The sequence below is a fragment of the Flavobacterium sp. genome (genome assembly GCF_965277525.1).
GTDB lineage: Bacteria > Bacteroidota > Bacteroidia > Flavobacteriales > Flavobacteriaceae > Flavobacterium.
The window spans coordinates 170,918-195,976 of the sequence record NZ_CBDIDC010000001.1 but is presented as its reverse complement, the minus strand read 5'-3'; the positions used below and the strand labels follow the sequence as shown (position 1 = coordinate 195,976).

Here is a 25,059-nt window from a genome sequence, read left to right as displayed (position 1 = left end):
CTCCATTTAGATTTCTATTTCAGTTCTGAATACCACTACAGCATCACCTTTTATCTGAATCAGGGAGGGTTTGCTGTCTTCTATACTTACTTTAACTTTTATAACTCCAAGGCGGTCTATTTTTTCGCCTTGTCTTCCATTGAATTCAAATTCATTATTTTTAAAATCAACAAGTTTGTTTTGTATCAAATAACCTCCTAAGGGTCCGTTTGCATTTCCGGTAACAGGATCTTCGTTGATGCCAATTGCCGGGGCAAACATTCTGCCGTAGGTCAGTATATCTTTGTCATCAGAATCGAAAGTAAAAACAAAATAACCATTACAATGAATCTCTTGGCTTAAAGTGGCTAAATCACTATAATTAGGGGCTAAAGTATTTAGTTTTGCCCTGCTTTTGATGCCAATCATTACTTTAGAATGCCCTGTTGAGGCAATCTGAATAGCGCATCTTTCGTCAAGATCTGATTTTTCTAAACCTAATGCCGTTATCATTTTTTGTGATACAGCAGCATCAAATGGAGGGCTTAGTTCAAAACTTCCCTGAGTCATTATAATTTGATAATCCTGGTCTTTTTTAATGATTTCAAAAGGAAGAATGCCCACTTTGGTTTTGAATCTTAGAATGCAGGAATCTAATTTTTCTTCGATAGCTTTGGCATACATGGCTGCAATTGTAGCATGTCCGCAAATCGGAACTTCGGTATTTGGGGTAAAATAGCGAATTACGCCATTGCAATCTGTACCGTCCGGAGAAAAAAGAAATGCAGTTTCTGAATTGTTTAATTCTCGGGCAATTTGCTGCATTTGATATTCATTTAATCCATCTGCATTTACGACAACTCCTGCCGGATTTCCTTTAAATTTTTCTTTGGTGAAAGAATCAATCTGATAGGTTATTCGTTTTTTCATTATAGTTTTTAGTCTTTATGTTTAATGTAAGGAACAAAGTAGGTGGTATAATTTTGAACAAATAATCTGTAGTACTATTTGTGTTTAAAGCTAAAATTTTTTTATTGCAGAATTTAATCAATAAAGAAAAAATTTTTAGGAAAACGGATTTGCGTTAGGGCCTTTTTTTTTAAACAAATAGATAAAGAGGTCATGCCGGCCGGAGGAAACGCCCAAATAAAACCCGGCTTTTGAAACTGATTCTTTTGAATTAGAATAAAACCGAATTATAATTTAATTTTTAAATTGGTTGAATGTGTTACTAATATTTTCGACAAAATCCTTTGTGTAGTTTCCCGTTGCGTCGAGATCCGGGTCTAAAATGGTGATTTCGAGTCCGCTTAGTTTTGGGCTTTGAAACAAATAGGAGGTAAGCTCATTAAATTCCTCATAAGTAAGTCCGTTCGGCGTTCTGCTGTCTACGCATGGCATAATCGAGTCGTTTAAAACATCGGCATCGATGTGCAGCCAGAAGCCATCAAGATTTTTGTTTTCTATTTCCGAAAGAAAAGATTGTACGCTATTCGATATGCCTTGTTTTCGTAATTCATGAAGGCTGAGGTAAGTTGCAGCTGAATTCCGGATTTCGTTTTCGTATTCATCGTCATACTCGCGATTGCCCACACACCAGAGATTTTCTTCTTTTATATAAGGCGACAAATTTAGAATATTGGTGAGTTTATGATGTCCGTTTCCGGTTACTATAGAAGCTGCCATTCCGCCAACGCCGCCGGTTTCGGATAAAGAAACATCCATAAAATCAGTATGTCCGTCAAGATACAATAGTCCATAATTGCCTTTTTGTTTTAATGCAATTGCAGCTCCTAAAAGAATACTGCAATCGCCGCCCAATACAAACGGAAATTTATTCTGGCTCAATAAGTTATTGATTAAATAAGCTTGTTCTCTGGCATAATCAACTAATGAATTTGCGTTGAGAATAGTAGTTGCTGTATCCCTGATATTAGTATATTTTGGGGCATCAAGTCTAAGAATGTCTTTAGGGTCGATTGCTTTATGCAAATTATGTTTCCACAGCCAATCCGGCAAGCGTTTTACACCTGGTTCTTTTCCGGGTTGAGGTTCTTTTAAACCTAAGTTTGATGGAAATTCAACAATGCATACTTCTTTCATAGCCTTATATTTTACTATAAAGTTATTAAAATTATTTCTGTTCTTTCTCAATTGTTATTATCAGCTTGTTTTCCTTTTGTTCAATATTAACCATTAATCCAATTTTGAAACCCAGTTTTTCAAGCCATTTACCTTTAAGGTTTATTTCAGGAATCGCAACAGTTTTATAATACTTTCTGGTTTGCCGTTTTTCATAAATTTTCAGTCTTCTTAAGTTTATCATTATACTATAATTATTTTTTTGCCTGTTTCAACACGAATCAAATGTCAAATAATTTTCTTAGAAAGTTGTCATATTAAAAGATGACATGTGGTTTTTAAACAGTATTGATAATATTTTGTATTTGAAATTCAACGTTTTAAGTGGTTCTTCTTTATTTAAAGTTTATTCAACTCTTCTCAAATTAACCTTATTCTGTTACAATAAAAACTTATAGGGGTAAAATAGAATATTTCTTAAGTTTTTCTTTGCTAAAAAATTAATTATGAGAAAATATCTTATCTTTTTACTTGTTGCCTTTGCTTCTTGTAGTGATGATTCGTCATCAGAATCTATTCAACAAAATGAAGCTAATTTTACATTATCCAAAAGTAGTGAACGCACTGTCTGGAACAATATTCAAGTGGGAGAAGTTTTAAAATTTGATGTGAAAATCAAAAACTTCGATTCGTCTGCCGATGTAGTATATGTGTTAAAACCAATTACAACAGACGCTACTAAACACCAACAAAACAAAATTGACTATAATTTTCAGGAAGAAATAAAAATACCTTCTTCTGATGTATTTGCGTTGACAAAAGATAGTCTTCTTGTTAAAAAAACTCAGGACAGCATTATCCTTAAAAAGGCAAATTCTTCCTTTTTTGTCTCGATTTTAAAACCGGGAAATTTTATACACGAATACGCGCTTTACAAAATGCGATCGAATAAACGTGTTGCGGCATCAACACAGGAAATGCTGTTTTCTGCCGTAAAAATCGAAGCTTATACCCGAAATGTGCAAACAGACAACGCTACTATGTTTTCAAGTTCAAAACACAGTCGTTATTATGAATTTACGATTGACGACGGAGATCAGTCAAACGATACTTATCTAACAGACAGTGATGCTAAAAAGAATACCTATTCGGCATTATACAATGGTAAAAAATATGACGGAAACATTGTTATAAAGGAAGTATTGACTTTTAGCGAAAAGGTAAATACTGAAAAAGGCCCGCAAATAGTGCCTGACTGGGTATTAACTGAGCTTACAATCACTCAAAAAAGAAATAATGAACCTGATAATATTATATCCTATTATAATTTGAATATTAAACAGAAATAATAACTTTTAAAACTACTAAAATGAAAGACCAAATCAAAAAAAACGTAATGCTGGCTCTGGCCATTTGCGCTGCATTATTTACTTCTTGCAGTAGCGATGATAGTAATAACAACGATTCTAATGGAAGTTTAGATAATTTACAGCCCGTAGTTTTCGAGGCTAAACCGGATAATGTGTTGAGTTCTAAAAAAACCGGATTACAGGAATTAAATCCTACGACGGGTAATAACGAATATGTTTATTTGACCGAAGTAGAAAAACAAACCACACTTTCGCCTTTGTCTATTATAAACGAGGCAAATCTGGATGTAATTTATCCGGGAAGTATCTTGCGCGGTTCCAGTTTTATGAATGCAACTTATGATCCTTTAGTGCTTAAAAATGCTTTTAAACCCGTTACTTTATCAATGTCTTTAAGAGGTGATTTAACAGTAAGTGATTATGCACTTCCGACGCCAAGTGAAATAAGAAATACAATCAACGGTTTAGTAAGTAAGAATAAAAATCTTATTGATTATGAAGCAATTCCTACTTATTACGAATATGAAAGTAATGAGATAACGACTGAAAATAGTTTTAAAAAGGCACTTGATGCACATTTAAATGTAAACGTATTGGGTGGCTTGGTAAAAGCAAATTTTGGTTATACACAAAATAGCGGTTCAAGTAATATCAAATCTTATGTAATGGTAAAAGTAAGGCAACGCTTGTATAGTATGACTATTGACCCAAAATATTACACCGACTGGATTGATGGTGATATTAATGGGAACAATTTTGGAACTCATGAACCTGTATATGTAAGCAACGTAGATTATGGACGAGTTGCTTATATATTGATTGAAACTACAAAAGATGAAGCTTATAACAATACGATGGTTAAAGCATCAGTAGGTGTGGCTCTAAAAGTTGTAGATATTGCTGTAGATGTAAACTACTCTGAAGAGTTTAAAAAATTATTTGCACAAAATAAAGTAAAAGTTATGATCGTAGGTGGACCAAATTCGCTTGGTGGAAAAGTAACTGATTATAATAGCTTTGTGAAATTTTTGCAAGCCCCAGACAATACATCTTTAGTCGGCTCATCTGCGCCAATATCATACAAAATACGCAGATTAAAAGACAATACTGAAGTAGAGGTAAAAGATATGTATACTGAACAGTTTAAAGAATTAAAAGCAAACTAAGGATCAAACACAAAAGCCAATCTTAATCGATTGGCTTTTGTATAATAAAACATTTTGATTGTCTGTTTCTGGCTTATCCTTAAATGTTTGTTACTGCCAATTTGTCGATTGAAAGTTAATTTTCTAGTTTAAGATAATTAGCATCAAAACTAATGGTTACTTTTTTAAATTGACCCATTATATCTTGTCCAATGTTGCCGTAATTCATTTTTCCATAAACGCCATAATCAGCTGTATCAACTTGTAATTTTACTAAATCTATTGTGATTTTTCCTAATTTGACAGATTGGTTTTTTATTTCGAGAAGTTCAGATATAATTTCTTGTCCGCCTGCTCCTGCAGATTTTTCAGAAATAATAATACCATTAGTATCGAGATAGGATTTAAATAATTCGTAGAATGATTTATTAAATAAACTTTGTTTTGCCCCACTATCAAAGTTAAAAGGCAATGTTTTTCCTTTAAAATTTAGCATTACTACACAACGAAGCTCATCTATAAATAAATTTTTGTCATTATTTTGAAGGCTTTTATTTTTAGAAAAAGTTAAGCTATTTTCTTCTATTGTAATTGTGCCTAATTCTTTAATAATTGGAAATCCTATAATGCCGTTTATTACATAACTGCCATTAGCAAATGTAAAGGCATCATCAGGATAGATTAAAAAAACAGCATTTTGAATTTTTATACTTCCAATATCCAAAACAGGCGCTATACCAATAAGTACCTTGTTCTTAATACCGCTGAAACTCATAACTTCTATATTATTATCCGGTAAAATAATAAACCCCAGTTTTTTTGCCAGGCTTTCTGTAATGCAGCTAATACCCGCTCCGGTATCAAAAACAAAATCAGTTTCGATATTGTTAACTAAAACAGAAGTATTAATTAAACCGGCTTTGTCTTTTTTTGTTGCTACACTAAGCTCTGAAAAGGTATCAATTGTTTGAGGTTTTTGTAGTTTGACTACTTGCCAAATGCGTTGTGTATTCAATTCGTCGTTTAACTCCTCTGTACTAAAGTTTTTTGAAAATGTACTAGTTAGAATATTGGATGTTTTAAATGCATTTTTATAATCAAACAGCTTTAAATAGTTGTCATTTTTTAATTTATAATAATTGAATTTTTGATTAATGTCGTTTTGTGTTAAACTGTCTAAATACAAATTTGATATTTTAGGCTTGTTGCATACGTTTGCAAACAGGGCTTTATAAAAAAAATATTCCCTGGTCTTCATTTTGTTGTTTACGCTATCCATTTTAACAAATTGATATTGCTCACTGAGTGTTTTAAGGCGCTTTTCAGTTTTATTTTGTGAGAATGCAGTTCCGGTTTTTACTACTATTAAAAAGATAAGAATTATATATTTTTTCATTTTCTCTGTTTTAAAGATTATTGCTAATTATAATTCAGATTCATTTTTGTATTTAAAATCCTTTGCGCCTTGTAATAGGGATCAAGACTTATATCAGGATAAATATAATAATATATAAATAAAAAAAATCCGATCTGTTTTCACAAATCGGATTTTAAAAATTGAAAATTATATATAACCGTAAAACGGTTTGTATTACAAGTGAATTACTTCGCCGTAAGCATCAGCTACAGCTTCCATAACCGCTTCACTCATTGTTGGGTGAGGGTGAATCGATTTAAGGATTTCATGACCTGTAGTTTCTAGTTTACGCGCTACAACTGCCTCAGCAATCATATCTGTAACACCGGCACCAATCATGTGGCATCCTAACCATTCTCCGTATTTAGCATCAAAGATTACTTTTACGAATCCGTCAGCATTACCGGCAGCTTTAGCTTTTCCTGAAGCTGAGAATGGGAATTTACCAATTTTTAATTCGTATCCTTTTTCTTTAGCTTGTTTTTCAGTTAAACCTACAGAAGCTATTTCCGGAGTTGCATAAGTACAACCCGGAACGTTTCCGTAATCGATTGGATCTACGTGTAAACCTGCAATTTTTTCAACACAGTTAATTCCTTCTGCAGAAGCTACGTGAGCCAAAGCCTGACCCGGAGTAACGTCTCCAATTGCGTAGTAACCCGGAATATTCGTTTGGTTGTAAGCGTTTACTAAGATTTTATCTCTGTCAACAGCGATTCCAACTTCTTCTAAACCGATGTTTTCAATGTTAGTTTTAATTCCAACCGCAGAAAGTACGATATCAGCTTCAAGAATTTCTTCTCCTTTTGCTGTTTTTACAGTTGCTTTTACACCAGTTCCTGTAGTGTCAATTTTCTCAACAGAAGAGTTGGTCATAATTTTTACACCTGCTTTTTTCATTGAGCGCTCCATTTGTTTCGAAATGTCTTCGTCTTCAACAGGTACAATGTTTGGCATGAATTCTACGATAGTAACCTCAGTTCCCATTGAGTTGTAGAAATGTGCAAACTCAACTCCAATTGCTCCTGAACCTACGATAATCATAGATTTTGGTTGTGTTGGTAATGACATTGCCTGACGGTATCCAATTACTTTTACACCATCCTGAGGCAAGTTAGGTAACTCACGGGAGCGGGCTCCTGTTGCAATGATAATATGGTCAGCACTATATTCAGTAACTTTATTGTCTTTATCAGTAACGTCAAGTTTTTTTCCTGGTTTTAGTTTTCCAAAACCTTCAATAACGTCAATTTTGTTCTTTTTCATCAGGAACTGAACTCCTTTGCTCATTCCGTCAGCAACACTACGGCTACGTTGAACTACTGCAGGGAAATCTTTATCAAATTCAGAAACTTTCAATCCATAATCAGAAGCGTGTTTTAAGTAATCAAAAACCTGAGCTGATTTTAGCAATGCCTTTGTTGGGATACATCCCCAGTTTAAACATACACCACCAAGGTTTTCTTTTTCAACTACAGCTACTTTAAAGCCTAATTGCGAAGCTCTAATAGCTGTTACATATCCGCCAGGACCACTTCCTAAAACAATAACGTCGTATTTCATTTTTTTGGTTTTTAGTATTTATTACCGAAAATGAAGTTTAATTCCGAAACTCATTTTCCGATTTTATTCTTTGTTATTTGTGATTGCGAATTTAAGGATTTATTTTAAAAAACAGTAAGATGTAAAAAGTAAAAAGGTAAAATGTGAAAAAGTGAGATGTAAGATGTGAAATATGTAAAATATGAATTGTTAAATGTGAAAAGTAAGATGTGAAAAATGAGATGTGAAAAGTAAAATGTGTTTTGTAAAATGTAATAAACTTTCGTTCATCTCACATTTTACAAAACACATTGCACAAATAAACAATTAAACCTTAACGTGTCCCCAGTTTTCTCCACTGGCAATACGTCTGATTTGCATTTCGCTTACACCAAATTGTTTGGCAATCATTTTTAGACGCGTTTTTTGTTCAGGTCTGGCGAGTATTTTCTTGATTAACATCACTTTGGTAGTGGTTAATTTTCTTCCATCAGCTTTTAAGTTGTGCTCAATCAGGTTTTTTTTCGCCTGAATCACACGCGGGCTTTTACGGCTGTGCGCCATCATTTCGGCTTTTGTAGCCCAACGCAAATTATTGACATCATCGTTGCTTCTGTTATAATCTAAATGAAGCACATAAGTTTGTTCGTCTGATGTTTTCGGAATAAAATACTGGGCAACTAATTTGTATAAAAAAAGATATTTGTTGACAATTTTGTCGTCGCTTTTGACTTTAAATCTAAAAGTTGGGTAACCATCACTTAGCCCGCCTTTAAGGAGACGTCCGTTCTGAATTTCATCTGAAAAGCTGATCAGGCGGCCTTTGTTTGAAATGGCATATCTAAGTTGTAATGAGGCGTTTATTTCTATTTCTTTGAATTGTTCGTTTGGGTAAAATCTATTTTGTGGCATTTTCTTTTGCATTTGAATTTTGTCTCTCAAAGATAAATAATTCAAAAACCATAGCAATTATATAATTTCGCTCAGATATTACATTTATGATTCCTATAACGCTTATTTAACTTTTTTAAGAACTTTTTTAGCATTTGAAAATCTAATTAGCGACAGAAAATTGCGAGTCGTAGAGGTTTTTATAATAACCGTCGGTTTTATTGAGCAATTCCTGGTGTGTTCCCTGCTCTACAATTAGCCCCTTATGCATCACCACAATTTTATCTGCGTTTACTATCGTTGCCAATCGGTGTGCAATAATGATTGAAGTTCTTCCTTTCGTAATTGTTTCCGTAGCGCGCTGAATCAATTCTTCAGAATACGTATCTATAGAGGATGTTGCTTCATCCAAAATCAAAATACTGGGATTACTCACATACGAACGTAAAAAGGCAATTAACTGGCGTTGTCCTGACGAAAGCATCACGCCACGCTCTTTTACATCAAAATCATAGTTATCCGGCAAACTCATAATAAAATCATGTACGCCAATTTTTTTGGCAGCATTCAGTACATGTTCGCGTGTAATTTCGGGATTGTGCAAAGTGATATTATTATATATAGTATCAGCAAACAAAAAGACGTCCTGTAAAACCACTGCGATTTGTTTTCGTAACGAAGCCAGGGTATAATTTTCGATATTATGCCCGTCAATAAAAATCGTTCCGCTGTTGATCTCGTAAAATCGATTCAGTAAATTAATGATAGTCGATTTTCCTGCTCCGGTAGAACCTACAATTGCAATGGTTTGCCCGGCGTCGACTGAAAGATCAATACCTTTTATTACTTCTTCTTCAGGGATATAACTAAAACGAACGGCTGCAAATTCGATACTTCCATCAAAAACGGGCGCTTCAAGTGTTCCCGTGTCCTGAATATGATCCTGCGTATCGATAATATCGAAAACACGATTGGCAGCAATCATTCCTAATTGCATCTCGTTGAATTTGTCCGCAATCTGACGCAGCGGGTTAAACAACATCCCTATAAACATCGTATACGAAAACAAATCGCCGAAAGTTGTAAAATGATCTCCGTTCAAAATTTTGAATCCGCCATACACCACCACTAATCCTAACGTAATAGACGAAATAATATCAGCAATCGGGAAAAATATTGAGTTGTATAAAATCGTTTTAATCCAGGCAACCCTGTGTTTATTGTTGATTTCTTTAAAGTTTTCAGCTTCGATTTTCTCCCTATTAAAAAGCTGAACAATTTTCATTCCCGTAACACGTTCCTGCACAAACGAGTTCATATTGGCAATTTGCGTACGAACTTCCTCAAAAGCCACCTGCATTTTACGCTGAAAAATTCGGGTAATAAAAACCAGAATTGGCATGGCAACCACTACAATCCATGTGAGTTTCCAGTTCATGTAAAACATAAAAATCAGCACCACCAGCATTTTCATCAGGTCGCTGATAATCATAAACAACCCCTGACTGAAAATACGCGCAATCGATTCAATGTCAGAAACCGATCTGGTCACCAGTTGGCCTACCGGAACCAAATCAAAATATTTCATTCTAAAACTCAAAATATGCTTAAAAAGTTTCGTTCTGATGTCTTTTACAATATCCTGACCCAGCCAGTTGGCCCAATAAACAAAATAAAACTGAGAAAAAACTTCACATAAAAGTACTGCCCCCATTAATATAATGTACATCAACAAACCTTCCTTGTCATGCGTCTTAATATAGCCGTCGACCGTTTGTTTTAATAAATAGGGGCGAAGTGCTGCAAAAATCGACAGCGAAACCGCAAAAAGAATAACGCCGTAATAGCGCCATTTATAAGGTTTAGTATACGTTAGAATTCGTTTGAATAATCCGGTATCAAATGCTTTTGCTTTCATTATATTTTTTAGGAGCTATTCCTGCTTTCCGTTACAAGTTTTTCTCAAAAATATGTTTTTGTACTGTTTTTATAAAGCTTCCGCTGGTCGCTCTATAAAAACACAAAAACTATTATTTTTTTCAAAAAAGCTTTTCACTTCAATCAGGGCTATTTTATGATGTAATCGTAATCAATTTCGGTTAAATATAATCCGTGTGCGGGAACCGAAAACCCGGCTTTCTCTCTGCTTTTACTGGCAATAATGTTTTCAAGATCGGCAAGAGAAATTTTGTGCAGACCAATGTTCACCAAAGTTCCCACAATAGAACGAACCATATTCCGTAAAAACCGATTCGCCGAAATGGTAAAAATCAGTTTGTTGTTTTCCGTTTTCCAATGTGCCTCAAAAATCGTGCAGTCAAATGTGTTTACATCTGTATTAACCTTCGAAAAACATTGAAAATCCGTATGTTTCAGTAAGATTTTTGCAGCTTCATTCATCAAAGCTACGTCTAATTTTTGGTTAAAATACCAACTCAATTCTTCCAGAAAAGGATTTTTAACAGTATTGATATGGTATTCATACGTTCTTTTAGTGGCGTCAAATCTGCAATGTGCGTCATCATGAACCGGGATAATATCAAAAATCGCAATGTCCTTAGATAAATAAGAATTCAGCTTGTGCACTAAATTTGGAACATCAATTGGAGTATCAAAATCAAAATGCCCGTACATTTCCTGCGCATGAACACCCGTATCTGTTCTTCCGGCACCCATTACATTTATAGGAGCATTTAATAAAACCGAAAGCGCTTTGTTTAAAGTTTCCTGTACAGAGGATGCATTGGGTTGAAATTGCCAACCGTGATAATGTGTACCGTTATAGGCGAATTGAATAAAATATCTCATTTTTAAGCGACAGAGGTTCTGAGGTGCAAAGGTACAAAGGTTTTTTTAAGTTGCTGAGGTACTAAGTGGCTAAGTTGCTGAGTTTTTTTATTTTTTAGGTTCAAAGGTTTTCTGTAGAGATGCACACCAGTGCGTCTAAAATTGAATAAAAAAAACAAAAACAATTGTTTTGTAATCTCTCCAAAGAAAACTTAGCCACTTAGAATCTTAGCCACTTAGTAGCTTCAAAAAACTGTTAAAACCCAAAATACCAATCATAGTTTGGTCAGTAAAAAATAGTGTCAGAAATGGACAATTCCAACGATTTAATCTGAGCTTTTTTTTAACATTATTGATAAAAAAATGGCAAAAGTTAATTTTACAATTATTTCATTTTAATAGGAAATATTTCTGCTATGTTTGTAATCTAATATAACCAAAAATCATGAATGAAATTACTTCTTATTGGTGGATAATTTTAATCTTATTCTCCATTATTTTTTACAAATTTATTTTACGCGTTTTCTTCGGAATGGTAATGGTTCCGGAAAATAAAATTGGTCTGGTGACCAAAAAATTCGTTTTGTTTGGAACAGATAAATCACTTCCTGATGGTCGTATTATTGCGACAAAAGGGGAGGCAGGTTATCAGGCAAAAACGCTTGCCCCGGGATTGTATTGGGGAATGTGGATCTGGCAGTATTCAATCGATATGTCGGGATTTACAGTTATACCGGAAGGCAAAATTGGACTCGTTTTAAGTAAGGACGGGCAGGAAATCCCAACCGGACGAATCTTAGCCCGAAAGGTAGATAGTGATAACTTTCAGGACGCTACTTTTTTCCTGGACAATGGTGGGCAAAAAGGACGTCAGACAGCTTTTATTACCACAGGATCGTATCGTATTAATACGTTCTTATTCGAAATTGTAATGGCTGACCAGATTAAAATTTATGAGAACATGATTGGTATCGTAACAGCTCTTGACGGAGAACCAATTCCGCAAGGACAAATTGCCGGTAAATTTGTTGATGGGCACAATAACTTTCAGGATTTTGACAAGTTTTTAGATACTGGAGGAAATCGTGGATTGCAGCCTCAGGTAATGTTGGCCGGATCGTATTACATCAATACCTGGGGAGTACAGATTGAACAAAACCCAATGACCGATGTGCCAATTGGATATGTTGGAGTTGTCATTTCTTATATTGGAGAAGACGGAAAAGATGTTACGGGTGATACTTTCAAACACGGAAATATTGTTTCAAAAGGGCAACGCGGTGTCTGGATGGAGCCTTTTGGACCTGGGAAATATGCCCTGAATAAATATACGACTAAGTTAGAAGCTGTTCCAACAACCAACCTGGTTTTGAACTGGGCGAATGCAAGAAGCGAATCGCATGATTTGGATAAAAATCTTTCGACGATTACTGTTCGTTCAAAAGATGGTTTCCCTTTTAATCTGGATGTGGCACAAATTATTCACGTTCCTGCTGCCGAAGCTCCTAAAGTTATTGCGCGTTTCGGAAGCATGAACAACCTGGTTTCTCAGGTCTTAGAACCAACCATTGGTAACTACTTCAGAAACTCTGCTCAGGACAGTGATGTTATTTCGTTCTTATCAACCAGAAAAGAACGTCAGGAATCGGCTAAGAATCATATCAAATTGGTATTGGACGAATACAACGTAAATGCAGTGGATACTTTGATTGGAGATATCGTTCCGCCGGATTCATTAATGAAAACTTTAACAGACAGAAAACTGGCTGAAGAAGAGCAAAAAACGTATCAAACACAAAGAATGGCACAAGAACAACGCCAGGGAATGGAGAAAGAAACCGCAATTGCAGATATGCAAAAAGAAATTGTACGAGCTTCTCAAAGTGTCGAAATTGCACAACGTACCGCCGATGCAACCGTTAAGAAAGCAGAAGGAGATGCGACCAGTTTAAAACTGAATGTAAACGCTGAAGCAGAAGCTACAAAAATGCGTGCCAATGCCGAAGCCGAAGCTACAAAAGCAAGAGCAGGAGCACAGGCAGAAGCAACGAAACTGAATGCCAGTGCCGAAGCGGAAAGAATCTCTAAAACCGGTCTTGCTGAGGCAGAGAAAATTATGGCAATTGGTAAATCGACTGCTGAATCGTACCAACTTCAGGTTAGTGCAATGGGTGGAGATAACTTCACCAGATATAAAGTAACCGAAGAAATTGGTAAAGGAAATATCAAAGTAATTCCAGATGTTTTAATTACAGGTAACGCTGGTTCTGATGGTTCGATCAGTGGTTTATTGGGATTAAAATTAATGGAAATGATGGATACCAAAGATTCTAAAGATGTTAAGAATACTAAGAAATAGTAATAGTTGTAAAATGTAAAATGTTAGATGTGAAATGTAAAAAGTAAAAGACATCGTATAACTTAGAGGCGCACAGCAGTGTGTCTAGCACAAAGTTTGAAATCCGGTCTGCACCTGCAGATCGGATTTTTTGTTTTAAAACCTGTCAGGTCAATTAATAAAAATTCGGTTTGCGGAAAGCAAGTCGGATTTTTTTATGCTCAAAACAAAAGAAAACCATTCGGAACACGCACTGCTGTGCGCCTCTACAGAAAAACCTTTGTACCTTTGCATCTTTGAACCTTTGTACCTATTTAAAAAAAATGAAAAAAATCCTCCTCCTTTCTGATACTCACAGTCATATTGATGATACTATTTTGAAATATGTAAATCAGGCCGATGAAGTTTGGCATGCGGGAGATATTGGCGATTTGAATGTAACAGATACTATTAAGAAATTAAAGCCTTTGCGTTGTGTGTATGGCAATATAGATGATGCACAAGCGAGATTAGAATTTCCGTTGCACAATCGTTTTTTATGTGAAAATGTTTCCGTTTGGATCACGCATATTGGCGGATATCCCGGAAAATACAATCCGGCTATTAGAGAAGAGATGGCTTTGAATCCGCCTAAGTTATTTATCTGCGGGCATTCGCATATTTTAAAAGTAATATTCGATAAAAAGAACAATCTATTACACATGAATCCAGGTGCTGCCGGAAAAAGTGGCTTTCACCAGGTGCGAACCATGTTGCGTTTTGTAATAGATGACGATAAAATAAAAGACCTGGAGATCATAGAAATTGGGAAGAAATAAATTTAATTGGGTATCGGTATTTTAATTTTAATGATAGTTCCTTCATTGGCGTTTGAAACAATTGACACATTTCCTTTGTACTTTTTGATTCTGGCCCTAATCCGGTTCAGACCAAAACCTTCAGATTCATTTAGTTTTTCAGTTTTAAAACCTTTTCCGTCATCCTGAATAATAATGATCAATTGATCGTTGTTTTCATGTAGTGAAATTTGGGCTTTTTGCGCACCACTATGTTTTATAATATTGCTGAATAATTCGGATACAATAAAGTAAACTTTCATTTCAAATTTTTCAATGTATCTTTTTCGGATCGAAATTGTACTTGAGAATTCAAAGCTAATACTCGAATTAGAATTTTTTTCACATAAATCTTCTAAAGCATAAATTAAACCAAAGCGAACCAAAAGGGTAGGGACTAAGTCGTGAGACATATCACGCAGCAGATCATGTGCTTCTTGCAGAATGGCTTTCGCTTTCTCAATCTCTTCAGATTTTACTTTGTTTTGTGTGGTATAAGCATTTAAATGTAAACCTATAGATGATAATAAGGAATTGATATTGTCATGTAAAAAAGAGGCAATTTTTTTTTGTTCAATTTCCTGACTGTCTATTCCGGCATTAATAACATTGAGGAGTATTTTTTGTTTGGTGTCTTTTCGCTTAATCTTTTGTTTTAATTTATTATTCTGATAAAAGAAATAAAATAAAAAGAACAGTATTATGATAAGAACAATCGATAAACTAACTAGTTTTTTATTTCGTAATTGTTCAAATTTCCGGATTTCCGGAACATTGTTTTTCTGAGTTGCTGTAGTAGATTTTTGTAGAGATAAAGCTGGACTTTGCTGACTAGGGAAAGCATTTCTACTTGCAGAAGTGAAAAAAAGAAAGAGTATTAAAATTTTAAATAAATCCATATATCAATTGTGATTATTTGATAGATTTTGATCTTAAATATGCCTACGGATTTATTAAGTTATTTTTTAGCGCATATTTTACAAGGCCAATGATATTTTTGATTTGTAGTTTCTTCATGATATTTTTTCGATGTGTTTCTACCGTATTCATACTAATAAAAAGTTGTTCGCTTATTTCTTTTCCACTATATTCAAGTGAAATCAATGTAATGATTTCGATTTCCCGTGCACTTAAAATGGGATTCTCCACATAAAGAGGTTTGTTTAATTTTGGATTGTTATGCATAAAACTATTGAAGATTTTTTCTCTCACAGCATCGCAAAAATATTCCTGTCCCTGATAAACGGCTTCGATCGCCTCGATGATATTTTCGCCCGCACATTTTTTAGTGAGATAGCCTTTAGCTCCTAGTTTCATTACTTCCTTTATGATTTTTAAATCATCGTAACTGGATAAGATAATGACTTTACAAGAGAATTCGTTTTGACTAAATTCTTTTAATACTTCGATACCGTCTTTTTTGGGCATACTGATATCTAAAACTAAAATATCAGCGTTGTTTTGATGAACATCATTATATACAGTAGTTTCGTCTAATGATTTGCCTACAACTTCAAAATTATTTACAGTTTGCAATAAATTGGTAAGGCCATCAATAAGTACTTGATGATCATCGGCTAGATGTATCCTTATTTTATGTGTCATGATTGTTTTGGAACTTAAAAAGCAAATTTATGAAAAAATATCTTACAAAGATCTTTTAGCTCTTGTTTTACTAGGTGGATTTGAAAGTAGCAGGCACAAAAAAACCCGAATTATAAAATTCGGGTTCTCTTCGCACAAAAAAATTAAGTTTATAGGTTTATCTCAAACGATCTACAGATTTTACAAGATCTTCATCCTTCTTGATGGCCTTATTAGCTAAAACTAATAATACGATAGCAACAATTGGTAGAAACATCCCAATACCTTTCTCCGAAACAGCAATTGTTTCTCCAGATAAATTTAGAGAGCGATATACAAACAATCCTAATAAAATTAAATTTAATATTATGTTCAGTCTGCCCATGACAAACTGATTTTGTCTTTTTTTGTATGAAATGATACTAATGATAGTCAACATAGTGCTTAATGATAATAAGATCGTGTAAAACTGATCTTGCATAAAATAAAATGGTTTGCCATTATTTAATGTCCAAAGCGGAATAAAAAATAGTAATACCCCTGTAATTATAAAGGTAAGTATTAAATATATGGTTTGAATTCGTTGTATCATGTTGAAAAATTGTTTTACAAAAATATATTTTCTTTTTTTAAAATACTATTGTATGATTAAATTTTATTCGTATTATTGCATCATAATACCGTAAGCACTTCATACTGCGGGCAATCGAAAACAATTATCTACCTATTCTTTTTACAGTATTTCCGTTTAAATAATTAAATTCATAGAACATTCATGTTTGATATTTCTGCATTAAAAGAAATGAAGCTTTCTGAGCTTCAAGAAATAGCTAAGTTAGCTAAAACTATAAAGTTTAATGGTGTCAAAAAAGAGGCCTTAATCAGCCAGATTTTAGCGCATCAGGAAACCACTATAGCACCACCTGTTAGTGCTGTAACTGAAACGGAAAACGTTGATGATAAGCCTAAGAGAGCAAGAATTGTTCCGGTAAAAAAAGCAGCTATCAGCAAAAATGCCCCAGTCTTAGAATTTGATAAAATAGATGAAACTCCGGAAAAAACAGAAACTCCGGTAGTTGTAAAACAAACCCCGGCAGCAAAAATAGCTCCTAAAGCAAAGCAGGCTCCCGTAGCTAAAGCGATTGCAGGAATTAAGGCAGTTGAAGAAGTTAAAGAAACTACAGAGACTCCTGGAAATTCAGAAACTCAGGAAGTTTCAGAGCATGAGGTAACGGAGAAAAAAGGACCGAAAATCGTAAAATTCAGCAAATCAGCTTACGAGAAAAAAGTTGCTTTGCAAAAAGAAAAAGAAGCTGTAAAAGAAGCACTTCCGGAAAGCGAAGCTGTAGCAGAAAGTCCAACTGCTGAAAAAACAGAAGCACCGGTTTTAGTAAAAAAGGTCAATCCGAACCAGATTAAAAATCCAAACCAGAATCCCAATCAAAATCCAGTTGCGCCTCAGAATCCAAATCAAAATGGAAACGCAAACGGAAATGTAAGTAACGGGAATCAAAATCCAAATCATAAAAATAAAAAAAGTAATTTCAGGGATTCAGACTTTGAGTTTGATGGAATTATCGAAAGTGAAGGTGTACTTGAAATGATGCCGGATGGTTACGGTTTTTTACGTTCATCAGATTATAATTATTTAGCCTCTCCGGATGATATTTATTTATCAACATCACAAATCAGATTATTTGGTCTTAAAACCGGAGATACTGTAAAAGGAGTGGTTCGTCCTCCAAAAGAAGGCGAGAAGTTTTTCCCGTTAGTGCGTGTACTTAAAATCAATGGTCACGATCCGCAAGTTGTTCGCGACAGAGTTTCTTTTGAACACCTTACACCTGTTTTTCCTTCTGAAAAATTCAAATTAGCCGAAAAAGGCAGTTCTGTTTCAACCCGTATTATCGATTTATTTTCTCCTATAGGAAAAGGACAGCGCGGTATGATTGTCGCTCAGCCTAAAACGGGTAAAACAATGTTATTAAAAGACATTGCAAATGCAATCGCAGCTAATCACCCTGAAGTGTATCTTATCGTTCTTTTGATTGATGAGCGCCCTGAGGAGGTTACCGATATGCAACGTAGTGTTCGTGGAGAAGTTATTGCTTCTACTTTTGACAGAGAACCACAAGAACACGTAAAAATTGCCAATATCGTTCTCGAAAAAGCAAAACGTTTGGTAGAATGTGGTCACGATGTTGTGATTCTTCTGGATTCGATTACACGTCTGGCAAGAGCTTATAATACTGTTCAGCCTGCGTCTGGAAAAGTTTTAAGTGGTGGTGTTGATGCAAATGCATTACAAAAACCAAAACGTTTCTTTGGAGCTGCAAGAAATGTAGAAAACGGTGGTTCATTAAGTATCATTGCAACTGCGTTGACTGAAACAGGTTCAAAAATGGATGAGGTGATCTTTGAAGAATTTAAAGGTACCGGTAATATGGAACTTCAATTGGATCGTAAAATTGCGAACAAACGTATCTTTCCTGCAATTGATCTTACCTCTTCAAGTACACGTCGTGATGATTTACTATTAGACGAAAAAACATTACAAAGAATGTGGATTATGCGTAAATATCTATCCGATATGAACCCTGTAGAATCTATGGATTTTGTAAACGAACGATTTAAGAAAACAAGAAATAACGAAGAGTTTTTGATTTCTATGAATGACTAAAAGAAGGTACAAAGGTTCAAAGTCGCAAAGGTTCTGAGGTTTTTCTTTTAGGATTCGTAAATATAAAAAAAGGGATGAGTTTTTAAACTTATCCCTTTCTTGTTAGGTAACTTGATGCAAACTTTGTTATTAAATTTTACGGTTATTTTGTTTTTTTCTAAATGAATACTCTTTAATGACTCTACAAAGACACACTGCTCTGCGCCTCTATGTTAAATATCAGAACCTTAGCAGTTTAGTCGCTCAGTATCTTAGAGTCTTATTTCTTAATCGGTTTATCAACTACCGGTCTGTTTTCTCTGTTGGCTAAATCCCAGGCAATAACGAAAGCTAATTGAGTTCTTTTGGTCAAAGCATCATATTCGATTTTTTGAGGTTCATCACCTTTTTGGTGGTAATCTTCGTGAACTCCGTTGAAGAAGAAAACTGCGGGAATACCAAATTTTGCAAAGTTGTAATGATCAGAACGCTCATAAAAATGATTAGGATCTTTAGGATCATTAAATTTGAAATCTAAATCTATTTTGGTGTATTTTTCATTTTGTGCCACTACAATATTATGCAAGTCAGTTGATAGTCTGTCAGCTCCAATTACATAAACGTAGTTGTTGGTTTTTGCATGCTCTACATCGCGACGACCAATCATGTCAATATTAATATCTGCAATGGTATTGGCAATGGGAAATAAAGGATTTTCAGAGTAATAACGTGATCCGTGTAAACCATGCTCTTCGCCAGTTACGTGCAGGAAAAGAATAGAACGTTTTGGCCCGTGTCCGTCTTTCTTTGCTTTTGCAAATGCTTTTGCCATTTCTATTACAGCTACAGTTCCTGAACCATCGTCATCAGCTCCGTTGTATACTTCGCCATTTTTTATTCCCACATGATCGTAATGCGCAGAGATTACTAAAACTTCATCCGGCTTTTCAGAACCTTCAATGTAGGCCCAGATATTTTCAGAATCCGGTAAGTTTTCGTTACGTTTTGCATTCAAAAAAGAGGCAGGAATATGCTGGTAATAGTCTGTTGCTCCTTTAGGAAACGAAACTTTATTGTTTTTGTATTGTTCAATCATGTAAAGACCTGCTTTTTTCTGTCCTTTAGAGCCGGTTTCACGACCTTCCATTTCATCAGAAGCAATAACATATAGCATTTCTTTTAAGTCTTTCTCCTTGATGAGTTGTATGTATTTGCTTGGATCTGAATTGTCTTTGGACGCAACTGACTGCGCATTTTTGCATGAAAATGCAGAACCAATTAATAATAGAATTACAATTTTTTTCATTTAGTTTAATGTAAATTGATGAATGTGTAGAAAATATAAGCGATCAGTAAAAATAGAATAAAAATGGAGTTTATAAAGAACAATGCTAAACTTTTAACAAATGAAATCCATCTGGTTTCTCCGTAAAAACGATGATGTGCAGGGTAGAAATAATAGCACATCCAAAGGACACCAAAGAAATTTGTAATACGGGATACAAAGGCGACAGGACTGTCTACTCCAAATGCCCCTATTATTTTATCTATAATAAATAAGATAAGAAAAATTAGAAGTAAAAAGGAAAAGTAATGTAAAGTAAAAATTCCGTGATCAAAGTAATACCATTTCTTTTTGCTGTGAAAGAGCCATAGTAAGAACGCAAAAAAAGGCATTATTATAAATAGTATTTTAGGAATATTATGAAAAAAAGATTCTATAAATTTCTCAATAATTTCCTTTTTGGTATTGTGTTCAGTAACATGTGCTACCTTTTCATAGAGCCAATATTGAAATTCTGATAGCTTCTCACTCTTTTTTCCATACTTTTGAACAGAGTCAATTTCTTTCATGGGAGGAAGGTCAAAATGAGTCTTTTTATAAGAATCTTTGACTTCTTTTTTGTCCTGATTAATAAGTGATGACGAAATCTCGTTTTCATTATTATTAATGTTTTTGCCTATGTCAGAAGGGAACAAAGCAATCATTAAAAAAGTAATAAAACTGATAAAGATATAAAGGCGAACTGGAGCCAGATAGGATAATCTTTTTCCTGAAAGGTATTCTTTGGTTAATGTTGCGGGTTTGAAAAGTAAATTTCGAATGGTTTTCCAAAAAGCATTTTCATAATGCGTTAAGTCTTCAAAGAAATGGATAAATAAATGGTGGAACGTTTTCCTGGAATCTGTGTTTTCCTGCCCGCAATTCGGACAATATTTTTGCTCCACAACGTGTCTGCAATTCAGGCATGTTTTATCTTTTCTAATCGGACTGTGTGACATTGGTTATTTATTAATGGATTTGGTTTATTATTTAGATTTGTGTTTTCCTGCCAACGTATGTTACGGATTTAAACGGGTTTGCGCCGTTTTTTTTTGCCACTAATTACATTGATTAGCAGGAATTTAATTAAATGGAATAATGAAATCAGTGTCAATCCCTATAACCAGTAAGATCCGTGGACTAATTAAAAGTTTATTTTTTCAACACTTCATTTAAGAAAAGCTGTAGATGTTCAAATGATCTTTTAGCGGCAACCGGATTGTATGCTGCACCTTTTGAATTATCACTTCCGGCTTCCGGATTAGTGAAAGAGTGTACTGCATTTGCATAATAAATCATTTGCCAATCGGCTTTTGTGTCACGCATTTCTTGCTGAAAAGCAGTAATTTCTTCCTTAGATTCAAACGGATCATCTGCACCGTGACAAACTAAAACTTTTGTAGTTACAGGTTCAAGGGGACGGCTTGCGTCTTTGCCTAAACCTCCGTGAAACGAAACAACTCCTTTTACATTCAAATGGCCGCGGGCTGCTTCAAGAACACCTGTTCCTCCAAAACAATATCCGATAGCCACAATATTGTCTGCATTTGCCCCGGATTTTACTAATTCTTTTAAGGCTGCATCAATACGTTTTTGATAGACTTCGTAATTCTTTTTGTAATAACCCGCTTGTTTTCCTGCTTCGGCAGTATTAGTTGGGTAGTTTCCTTCTCCGTAAATATCTGCGATGAAAACATTATAACCTAATTTGGATAAATTTTCTGCGATATCTTTCGAGGCTTTATCAATTCCTAACCATGCCGGTAAAAGTAATATACCCGGATTTTGACTGCTTTTTTTAGCAGACTTTATAAATAATCCATTTAGTGCCTGAGAACCGTCTGTATATTTTACAGCTTTTAATTGTGCATTTATAGTGTTAGAAAACAAAATAGAAGCAAACAGAAGAAGAGACAGATTTTTCATAGTTTTACAATTTTTAACAAATATCTGAAATATTATGTTACAAAAAAACCTCGAAATGTATTTCTTCCGAGGTTTCTAAGTTAATTTGTAAAGTAAAAATCATTCGCCGGGATGATAGGTCTTTTCGGCATTTTTAATCACATCTTCTTTATAAAATAAAACATCTTTAAATTGTCCTTTTTGATACATTTCGGCCTGGTCTTCAAAGTGTTTTGATTTTGGGTCACCGCTGTTTCCTCCTGCCAGTAATGACTTTGCTTTTATTTTTGGACCAAATTCTACAGCGCAAACAAAGCTATTGCCATTGTAGCCGTAGCGTTTTTTAGAGCCATTTTGATAACTGCTTTTAAAAGAAGGCAAACTTCCCCACGAACCGGGACCAAAAGCAATAGGTAAACTTGGTTTAGAATCGTCGTATTTCAGGTCAATATCACCACTGGATCGCTGAAAACGGTTGATTTCTCCCCAAGCCACTTTCCACGTTCCCCATTTTGATTTTAAGTCTTTCAGGACTTCTTGTAATTGCGGAATGAATTGTTTGACAGTAGCAGTTGCAGCGAAATTTTTAGTATTCTCTACCTGATCCGGTTCCCCTTCGTCAATATAAGCTTTTAGGATAATCGGGTCTAATTTGTACGCCCATTCGACTGCTAATGTGGTGGCCACTGAATTTTCTTTGGCATAATAATCCCAGTTTTTCAAGATGGTAACCGCTTCAGCCAATTCAGTATATTCAGGATCAGTAGTTTTAATATTTTTCTCGAAAAAAGCGATCAAACTTGGAATCAGAATTTCAAAAATGGACAATTTCGTATCGTATCCGTCAGCAATTACTTTGTCTAGAGTATAATGATCTCCTTTGCTGAAAATGCGAACAGCATTTATTCCCCTAAAATTTTCTCCGTCAGGGGCCATATACGGCAGATAATTTTCTCGTTTCGGACTGTTTTCTCCGGCAACAGAATAGGGGGTTGAATTACAATTTTGCAACCAGCCATTTACAGGATTGTATATATGAACGGTTTCGTCGACTTCATGCAGGCCTTTCCATTGTGTAGATGAAATAGATCCGTCAACGACTTTTGACCAATTCAGGCTTTTGTCCCGTATTGGGATGAAGTTACCGTGCCAGTAGGCAATATTTCCTTTACTGTCTGCATAAACGGTGTTGTTGGATGTATTGGCTTTTAAATCCATTGCTTTTTTATACTCCTCAAAACCGGTAGATTTGGTTCTGACCCAACTCTGGATCAAACTGGTCATGGAGCGATTGTTCGATTTTAGACTGATCCATTTTCCGTCACGTTTCGCCATAACAGGACCGTTGTTGGTAAAATAGGTTTTGAATTTTTTAGGAATTAATTTCCCGTTTTCGATATAGTTTATCGTGATTTGTTTTTCGATAACAGGCCATAGTTTTTTATCGAATTCATAGTATAATTTTCCGTTTTTATTGGTGATTTTCTCGGCATACATATCCGCAACATCTACGTTTGATGAGGTGTGCATCCAGCCGCAATTGTTATTAAAACCCTGGTAAATAAAAAATTGTCCCCAGGTTACGGCTCCGTAAACATTTAATCCTTCATCGCTTGTGATCTGAACTTCAGGTCGAAAGTAAAAAGTTGTATGCGGATTAATATATAAAATGGCATTTCCATCAGCAGTTTTTGAAGGTGAAAAGGCAAAACCATTTGAACCTGTTTGTACATTTTTTTCACGTTCTACATATGCCATTTTATCGTTATTACCGGAATAAAAAGCCTTTAATTCTCCGGTCGAAAGATCAGCAGTACTTATGGCGCCAATACTTCCATCTGTCCAGAGTAATGGAAACCACGGTTCGAAATGAGTTAAAAGTGCCGGTTTTACTTCGGGATGTTTGTACAGATAAAAATTGATGGCATCGGCATATCCGTTTAACAGTTTTTTGAGCCAGAGAGGTGCTTTTTTATAATCTGATTTGGCTTCTTCGGTATCAATCAAAAGGCGAATTTCTAAATCATTGTATAAAACCGATTGTCCTTTTAGTTCAGAAAGACGGCCCAGTTTTTCGACATAATTCATTTCAATTCGCTTAAAATCATCTTCGCATTGTGCATACAGTAATCCGAAAACAGCATCAGCATCCGTTTTTCCGTAAACATGTGGAATTCCCCATTTATCTCTGATAATAGAAACCTGTTGCGCTAGTTTCTCCAGACGATTGACTTCTTTTGTATTGATTTTTTGTGCAAAAATTTGAAAATTAACGCAACAAAAGATAAAGGTTAATTGAATTATTTTATTGGAATTGAACATAATTATTTGATGTTAAATTTTTGTCCTGCGGTGTAAATGCTCATTTGAAGAATCTCGATTGAAATCAGGTTATTTTTTTTCGCTTTCAAAATTCCTTTTGGATTTTTGACTACGATTACTTCGCTTTCTCCGGCTACTTCAATCTGATTGTTGCGAACTATAATGGCCGTACTTTCATCGATTCCGATTCCGGTTAAAGCAGGAAATTCAACTAAAGCAGAGAGTAAACGATTGTAACGGTTCCTTTTTAAAAAATGCTGATCGATAACCGCTGTTTTCAATAATCCCAAACCTTCAGCAGTTTCTAGATTATCGTATCGGATATTATCAAAAGTTCCGGAATATTCTTTTTGTAATTTCTGGTTTCCGGTAATCATTTTTTCCGACATTACAGCTGCTCCGGCACTTGTTCCTGAAATAGTACTTCCGTTTTCGTAGGCTTTTTGGATCGCTGTTTTTATTGGCGTATTCTGAACCACGTTCATAAAACGAACCTGATCGCCGCCACTTATAAAAATGAGTTTTGCTTTTTGCAGTGAATCGGTTAATGTTTTATTTTGAGCAGTTTCCTTGTTGAAATTAAGCATCACAATTGGGTTTGAAGTTAGTTTTACCATTTGTGTTTTAAAGAAAATAAACGAACTGTCCGGTTCTTCGCTCGACATGGGCAAAACCACTATGTAATCTTTTTTGGATAATTCAGCGACACTCAAAACTTGTTTCATTAAATCATCAGAACGGTCTCCGCCGCCAATAATAAATAATTTTCCTTTTGGTGTTTGGGCTTGTAGGAGACCACTGATCAATAGGAGCAGAGTAATCATAAATGTGTTAAATAAAAGTCTGAAAAGCGGTTGGTTTTTCATGGTTATTATGGT

General features: G+C 34.8%; 21 protein-coding genes. 5 read left to right on the top strand and 16 right to left on the bottom strand.

Features of this window, described 5'->3' with window-relative positions; all coding sequences use genetic code 11:
- Nucleotides 1-6: 6 nt before the first annotated feature.
- From ACQY44_RS00755 to ACQY44_RS00745, 3 genes are all read right to left on the bottom strand, one after another.
- Complete coding sequence (locus ACQY44_RS00755) at nt 7-909, bottom strand: PhzF family isomerase (RefSeq protein WP_428228513.1); 903 nt, start codon at nt 907-909, stop codon at nt 7-9.
- Nucleotides 910-1,182: 273 nt separating this feature from the next.
- A complete protein-coding gene (locus ACQY44_RS00750) occupies nt 1,183-2,082 on the bottom strand; it encodes an arginase family protein (protein ID WP_428228512.1) in 900 nt (299 codons plus the stop codon).
- Between the two features lie 31 nt (nt 2,083-2,113).
- Nucleotides 2,114-2,305: a SymE family type I addiction module toxin gene (locus ACQY44_RS00745; protein ID WP_428228511.1), complete on the bottom strand. Its 192-nt coding sequence runs from the start codon at nt 2,303-2,305 to the stop codon at nt 2,114-2,116.
- Nucleotides 2,306-2,567: 262 nt separating this feature from the next.
- Between ACQY44_RS00745 and ACQY44_RS00740 the strand changes: the two genes are divergently transcribed.
- Together ACQY44_RS00740 and ACQY44_RS00735 are read left to right on the top strand one after the other, a co-directional pair.
- Nucleotides 2,568-3,410: a hypothetical protein gene (locus tag ACQY44_RS00740; protein WP_428228510.1), complete on the top strand. Its 843-nt coding sequence runs from the start codon at nt 2,568-2,570 to the stop codon at nt 3,408-3,410.
- 20 nt (nt 3,411-3,430) lie between these two features.
- A complete protein-coding gene (locus ACQY44_RS00735; protein WP_428228509.1) occupies nt 3,431-4,597 on the top strand; it encodes a thiol-activated cytolysin family protein in 1,167 nt (388 codons plus the stop codon).
- 115 nt (nt 4,598-4,712) lie between these two features.
- On the opposite strand, the gene ACQY44_RS00730 is transcribed toward ACQY44_RS00735, so the two are convergent.
- The 5 genes from ACQY44_RS00730 to truA all read right to left on the bottom strand — a co-directional run bounded on the left by ACQY44_RS00730 (nt 4,713) and on the right by truA (nt 11,234).
- Complete coding sequence (locus ACQY44_RS00730; RefSeq protein ID WP_428228508.1) at nt 4,713-5,972, bottom strand: aspartyl protease family protein; 1,260 nt, start codon at nt 5,970-5,972, stop codon at nt 4,713-4,715.
- Nucleotides 5,973-6,167: 195 nt separating this feature from the next.
- The gene (gene lpdA, locus ACQY44_RS00725) at nt 6,168-7,556 is read right to left on the bottom strand and encodes a dihydrolipoyl dehydrogenase (RefSeq protein ID WP_428228507.1); all 1,389 of its coding nucleotides are present in this window, start codon (nt 7,554-7,556) and stop codon (nt 6,168-6,170) included.
- 306 nt (nt 7,557-7,862) lie between these two features.
- Nucleotides 7,863-8,447, bottom strand: a complete 585-nt coding sequence (locus ACQY44_RS00720) for an NUMOD4 domain-containing protein (protein WP_428228506.1) — start codon at nt 8,445-8,447, stop codon at nt 7,863-7,865.
- Nucleotides 8,448-8,589: 142 nt separating this feature from the next.
- On the bottom strand, nt 8,590-10,344 hold the full coding sequence (locus ACQY44_RS00715; protein WP_428228505.1) for an ABC transporter ATP-binding protein: 1,755 nt from the start codon (nt 10,342-10,344) through the stop codon (nt 8,590-8,592).
- A gap of 149 nt (nt 10,345-10,493) precedes the next feature.
- Nucleotides 10,494-11,234: a tRNA pseudouridine(38-40) synthase TruA gene (gene truA, locus ACQY44_RS00710; RefSeq protein ID WP_428228504.1), complete on the bottom strand. Its 741-nt coding sequence runs from the start codon at nt 11,232-11,234 to the stop codon at nt 10,494-10,496.
- Nucleotides 11,235-11,658: 424 nt separating this feature from the next.
- Between truA and ACQY44_RS00705 the strand changes: the two genes are divergently transcribed.
- Nucleotides 11,659-13,572 carry an SPFH domain-containing protein gene (locus ACQY44_RS00705; RefSeq protein WP_428228503.1) on the top strand — a complete coding sequence of 638 codons (1,914 nt, stop codon included), beginning with the start codon at nt 11,659-11,661 and terminating at the stop codon, nt 13,570-13,572.
- 302 nt (nt 13,573-13,874) lie between these two features.
- Nucleotides 13,875-14,369: a metallophosphoesterase family protein gene (locus ACQY44_RS00700; RefSeq protein ID WP_083692918.1), complete on the top strand. Its 495-nt coding sequence runs from the start codon at nt 13,875-13,877 to the stop codon at nt 14,367-14,369.
- Between the two features lie 2 nt (nt 14,370-14,371).
- Here the strand turns inward: ACQY44_RS00700 and ACQY44_RS00695 are convergent, their stop codons facing one another.
- The 3 genes from ACQY44_RS00695 to ACQY44_RS00685 form a co-directional block, all read right to left on the bottom strand.
- Entirely contained in the window at nt 14,372-15,286 is a 915-nt protein-coding gene (locus ACQY44_RS00695) for a sensor histidine kinase (protein WP_428228502.1), read from the bottom strand.
- Between the two features lie 43 nt (nt 15,287-15,329).
- Complete coding sequence (locus ACQY44_RS00690) at nt 15,330-15,992, bottom strand: response regulator (protein ID WP_428228501.1); 663 nt, start codon at nt 15,990-15,992, stop codon at nt 15,330-15,332.
- A 157-nt stretch (nt 15,993-16,149) separates the two neighbouring features.
- Nucleotides 16,150-16,563 (bottom strand): DUF4293 domain-containing protein, encoded by a 414-nt coding sequence (locus ACQY44_RS00685; protein WP_428228500.1) that lies wholly within the window; start codon nt 16,561-16,563, stop codon nt 16,150-16,152.
- Between the two features lie 183 nt (nt 16,564-16,746).
- Between ACQY44_RS00685 and rho the strand changes: the two genes are divergently transcribed.
- Nucleotides 16,747-18,651 (top strand): transcription termination factor Rho, encoded by a 1,905-nt coding sequence (gene rho / locus ACQY44_RS00680; protein WP_428228499.1) that lies wholly within the window; start codon nt 16,747-16,749, stop codon nt 18,649-18,651.
- A gap of 259 nt (nt 18,652-18,910) precedes the next feature.
- Here the strand turns inward: rho and ACQY44_RS00675 are convergent, their stop codons facing one another.
- The 5 genes from ACQY44_RS00675 to ACQY44_RS00655 all read right to left on the bottom strand — a co-directional run bounded on the left by ACQY44_RS00675 (nt 18,911) and on the right by ACQY44_RS00655 (nt 25,047).
- A complete protein-coding gene (locus ACQY44_RS00675; RefSeq protein WP_428228498.1) occupies nt 18,911-19,936 on the bottom strand; it encodes a M28 family peptidase in 1,026 nt (341 codons plus the stop codon).
- Nucleotides 19,937-19,941: 5 nt separating this feature from the next.
- Nucleotides 19,942-20,913, bottom strand: coding sequence for a DUF3667 domain-containing protein (locus ACQY44_RS00670; protein ID WP_428228497.1), 972 nt, complete (start codon nt 20,911-20,913; stop codon nt 19,942-19,944).
- 193 nt (nt 20,914-21,106) lie between these two features.
- Complete coding sequence (locus tag ACQY44_RS00665; RefSeq protein WP_428228496.1) at nt 21,107-21,880, bottom strand: dienelactone hydrolase family protein; 774 nt, start codon at nt 21,878-21,880, stop codon at nt 21,107-21,109.
- Nucleotides 21,881-21,979: 99 nt separating this feature from the next.
- Nucleotides 21,980-24,181, bottom strand: a complete 2,202-nt coding sequence (locus ACQY44_RS00660) for a penicillin acylase family protein (RefSeq protein ID WP_428228495.1) — start codon at nt 24,179-24,181, stop codon at nt 21,980-21,982.
- A gap of 2 nt (nt 24,182-24,183) precedes the next feature.
- Complete coding sequence (locus tag ACQY44_RS00655; protein WP_428228494.1) at nt 24,184-25,047, bottom strand: cyanophycinase; 864 nt, start codon at nt 25,045-25,047, stop codon at nt 24,184-24,186.
- Nucleotides 25,048-25,059: the final 12 nt, after the last annotated feature.

What these genes read in the sequence shown, in the direction of transcription:
- ACQY44_RS00750 (WP_428228512.1), bottom strand. Translation starts at nt 2,082, where the DNA reads ATGAAAGAAGTATGCATTGTTGAATTTCCATCAAACTTAGGTTTAAAA.
- ACQY44_RS00755 (WP_428228513.1), bottom strand. Translation starts at nt 909, where the DNA reads ATGAAAAAACGAATAACCTATCAGATTGATTCTTTCACCAAAGAAAAA.
- ACQY44_RS00715 (WP_428228505.1), bottom strand. Translation starts at nt 10,344, where the DNA reads ATGAAAGCAAAAGCATTTGATACCGGATTATTCAAACGAATTCTAACG.
- ACQY44_RS00730 (WP_428228508.1), bottom strand. Translation starts at nt 5,972, where the DNA reads ATGAAAAAATATATAATTCTTATCTTTTTAATAGTAGTAAAAACCGGA.
- ACQY44_RS00705 (WP_428228503.1), top strand. Translation starts at nt 11,659, where the DNA reads ATGAATGAAATTACTTCTTATTGGTGGATAATTTTAATCTTATTCTCC.
- ACQY44_RS00655 (WP_428228494.1), bottom strand. Translation starts at nt 25,047, where the DNA reads ATGAAAAACCAACCGCTTTTCAGACTTTTATTTAACACATTTATGATT.
- ACQY44_RS00670 (WP_428228497.1), bottom strand. Translation starts at nt 20,913, where the DNA reads ATGTCACACAGTCCGATTAGAAAAGATAAAACATGCCTGAATTGCAGA.
- ACQY44_RS00660 (WP_428228495.1), bottom strand. Translation starts at nt 24,181, where the DNA reads ATGTTCAATTCCAATAAAATAATTCAATTAACCTTTATCTTTTGTTGC.
- lpdA (WP_428228507.1), bottom strand. Translation starts at nt 7,556, where the DNA reads ATGAAATACGACGTTATTGTTTTAGGAAGTGGTCCTGGCGGATATGTA.
- ACQY44_RS00740 (WP_428228510.1), top strand. Translation starts at nt 2,568, where the DNA reads ATGAGAAAATATCTTATCTTTTTACTTGTTGCCTTTGCTTCTTGTAGT.
- ACQY44_RS00665 (WP_428228496.1), bottom strand. Translation starts at nt 21,880, where the DNA reads ATGAAAAATCTGTCTCTTCTTCTGTTTGCTTCTATTTTGTTTTCTAAC.
- truA (WP_428228504.1), bottom strand. Translation starts at nt 11,234, where the DNA reads ATGAGATATTTTATTCAATTCGCCTATAACGGTACACATTATCACGGT.
- ACQY44_RS00735 (WP_428228509.1), top strand. Translation starts at nt 3,431, where the DNA reads ATGAAAGACCAAATCAAAAAAAACGTAATGCTGGCTCTGGCCATTTGC.
- ACQY44_RS00745 (WP_428228511.1), bottom strand. Translation starts at nt 2,305, where the DNA reads ATGATAAACTTAAGAAGACTGAAAATTTATGAAAAACGGCAAACCAGA.
- ACQY44_RS00720 (WP_428228506.1), bottom strand. Translation starts at nt 8,447, where the DNA reads ATGCCACAAAATAGATTTTACCCAAACGAACAATTCAAAGAAATAGAA.
- ACQY44_RS00695 (WP_428228502.1), bottom strand. Translation starts at nt 15,286, where the DNA reads ATGGATTTATTTAAAATTTTAATACTCTTTCTTTTTTTCACTTCTGCA.
- ACQY44_RS00700 (WP_083692918.1), top strand. Translation starts at nt 13,875, where the DNA reads ATGAAAAAAATCCTCCTCCTTTCTGATACTCACAGTCATATTGATGAT.
- ACQY44_RS00675 (WP_428228498.1), bottom strand. Translation starts at nt 19,936, where the DNA reads ATGAAAAAAATTGTAATTCTATTATTAATTGGTTCTGCATTTTCATGC.
- ACQY44_RS00685 (WP_428228500.1), bottom strand. Translation starts at nt 16,563, where the DNA reads ATGATACAACGAATTCAAACCATATATTTAATACTTACCTTTATAATT.
- ACQY44_RS00690 (WP_428228501.1), bottom strand. Translation starts at nt 15,992, where the DNA reads ATGACACATAAAATAAGGATACATCTAGCCGATGATCATCAAGTACTT.
- rho (WP_428228499.1), top strand. Translation starts at nt 16,747, where the DNA reads ATGTTTGATATTTCTGCATTAAAAGAAATGAAGCTTTCTGAGCTTCAA.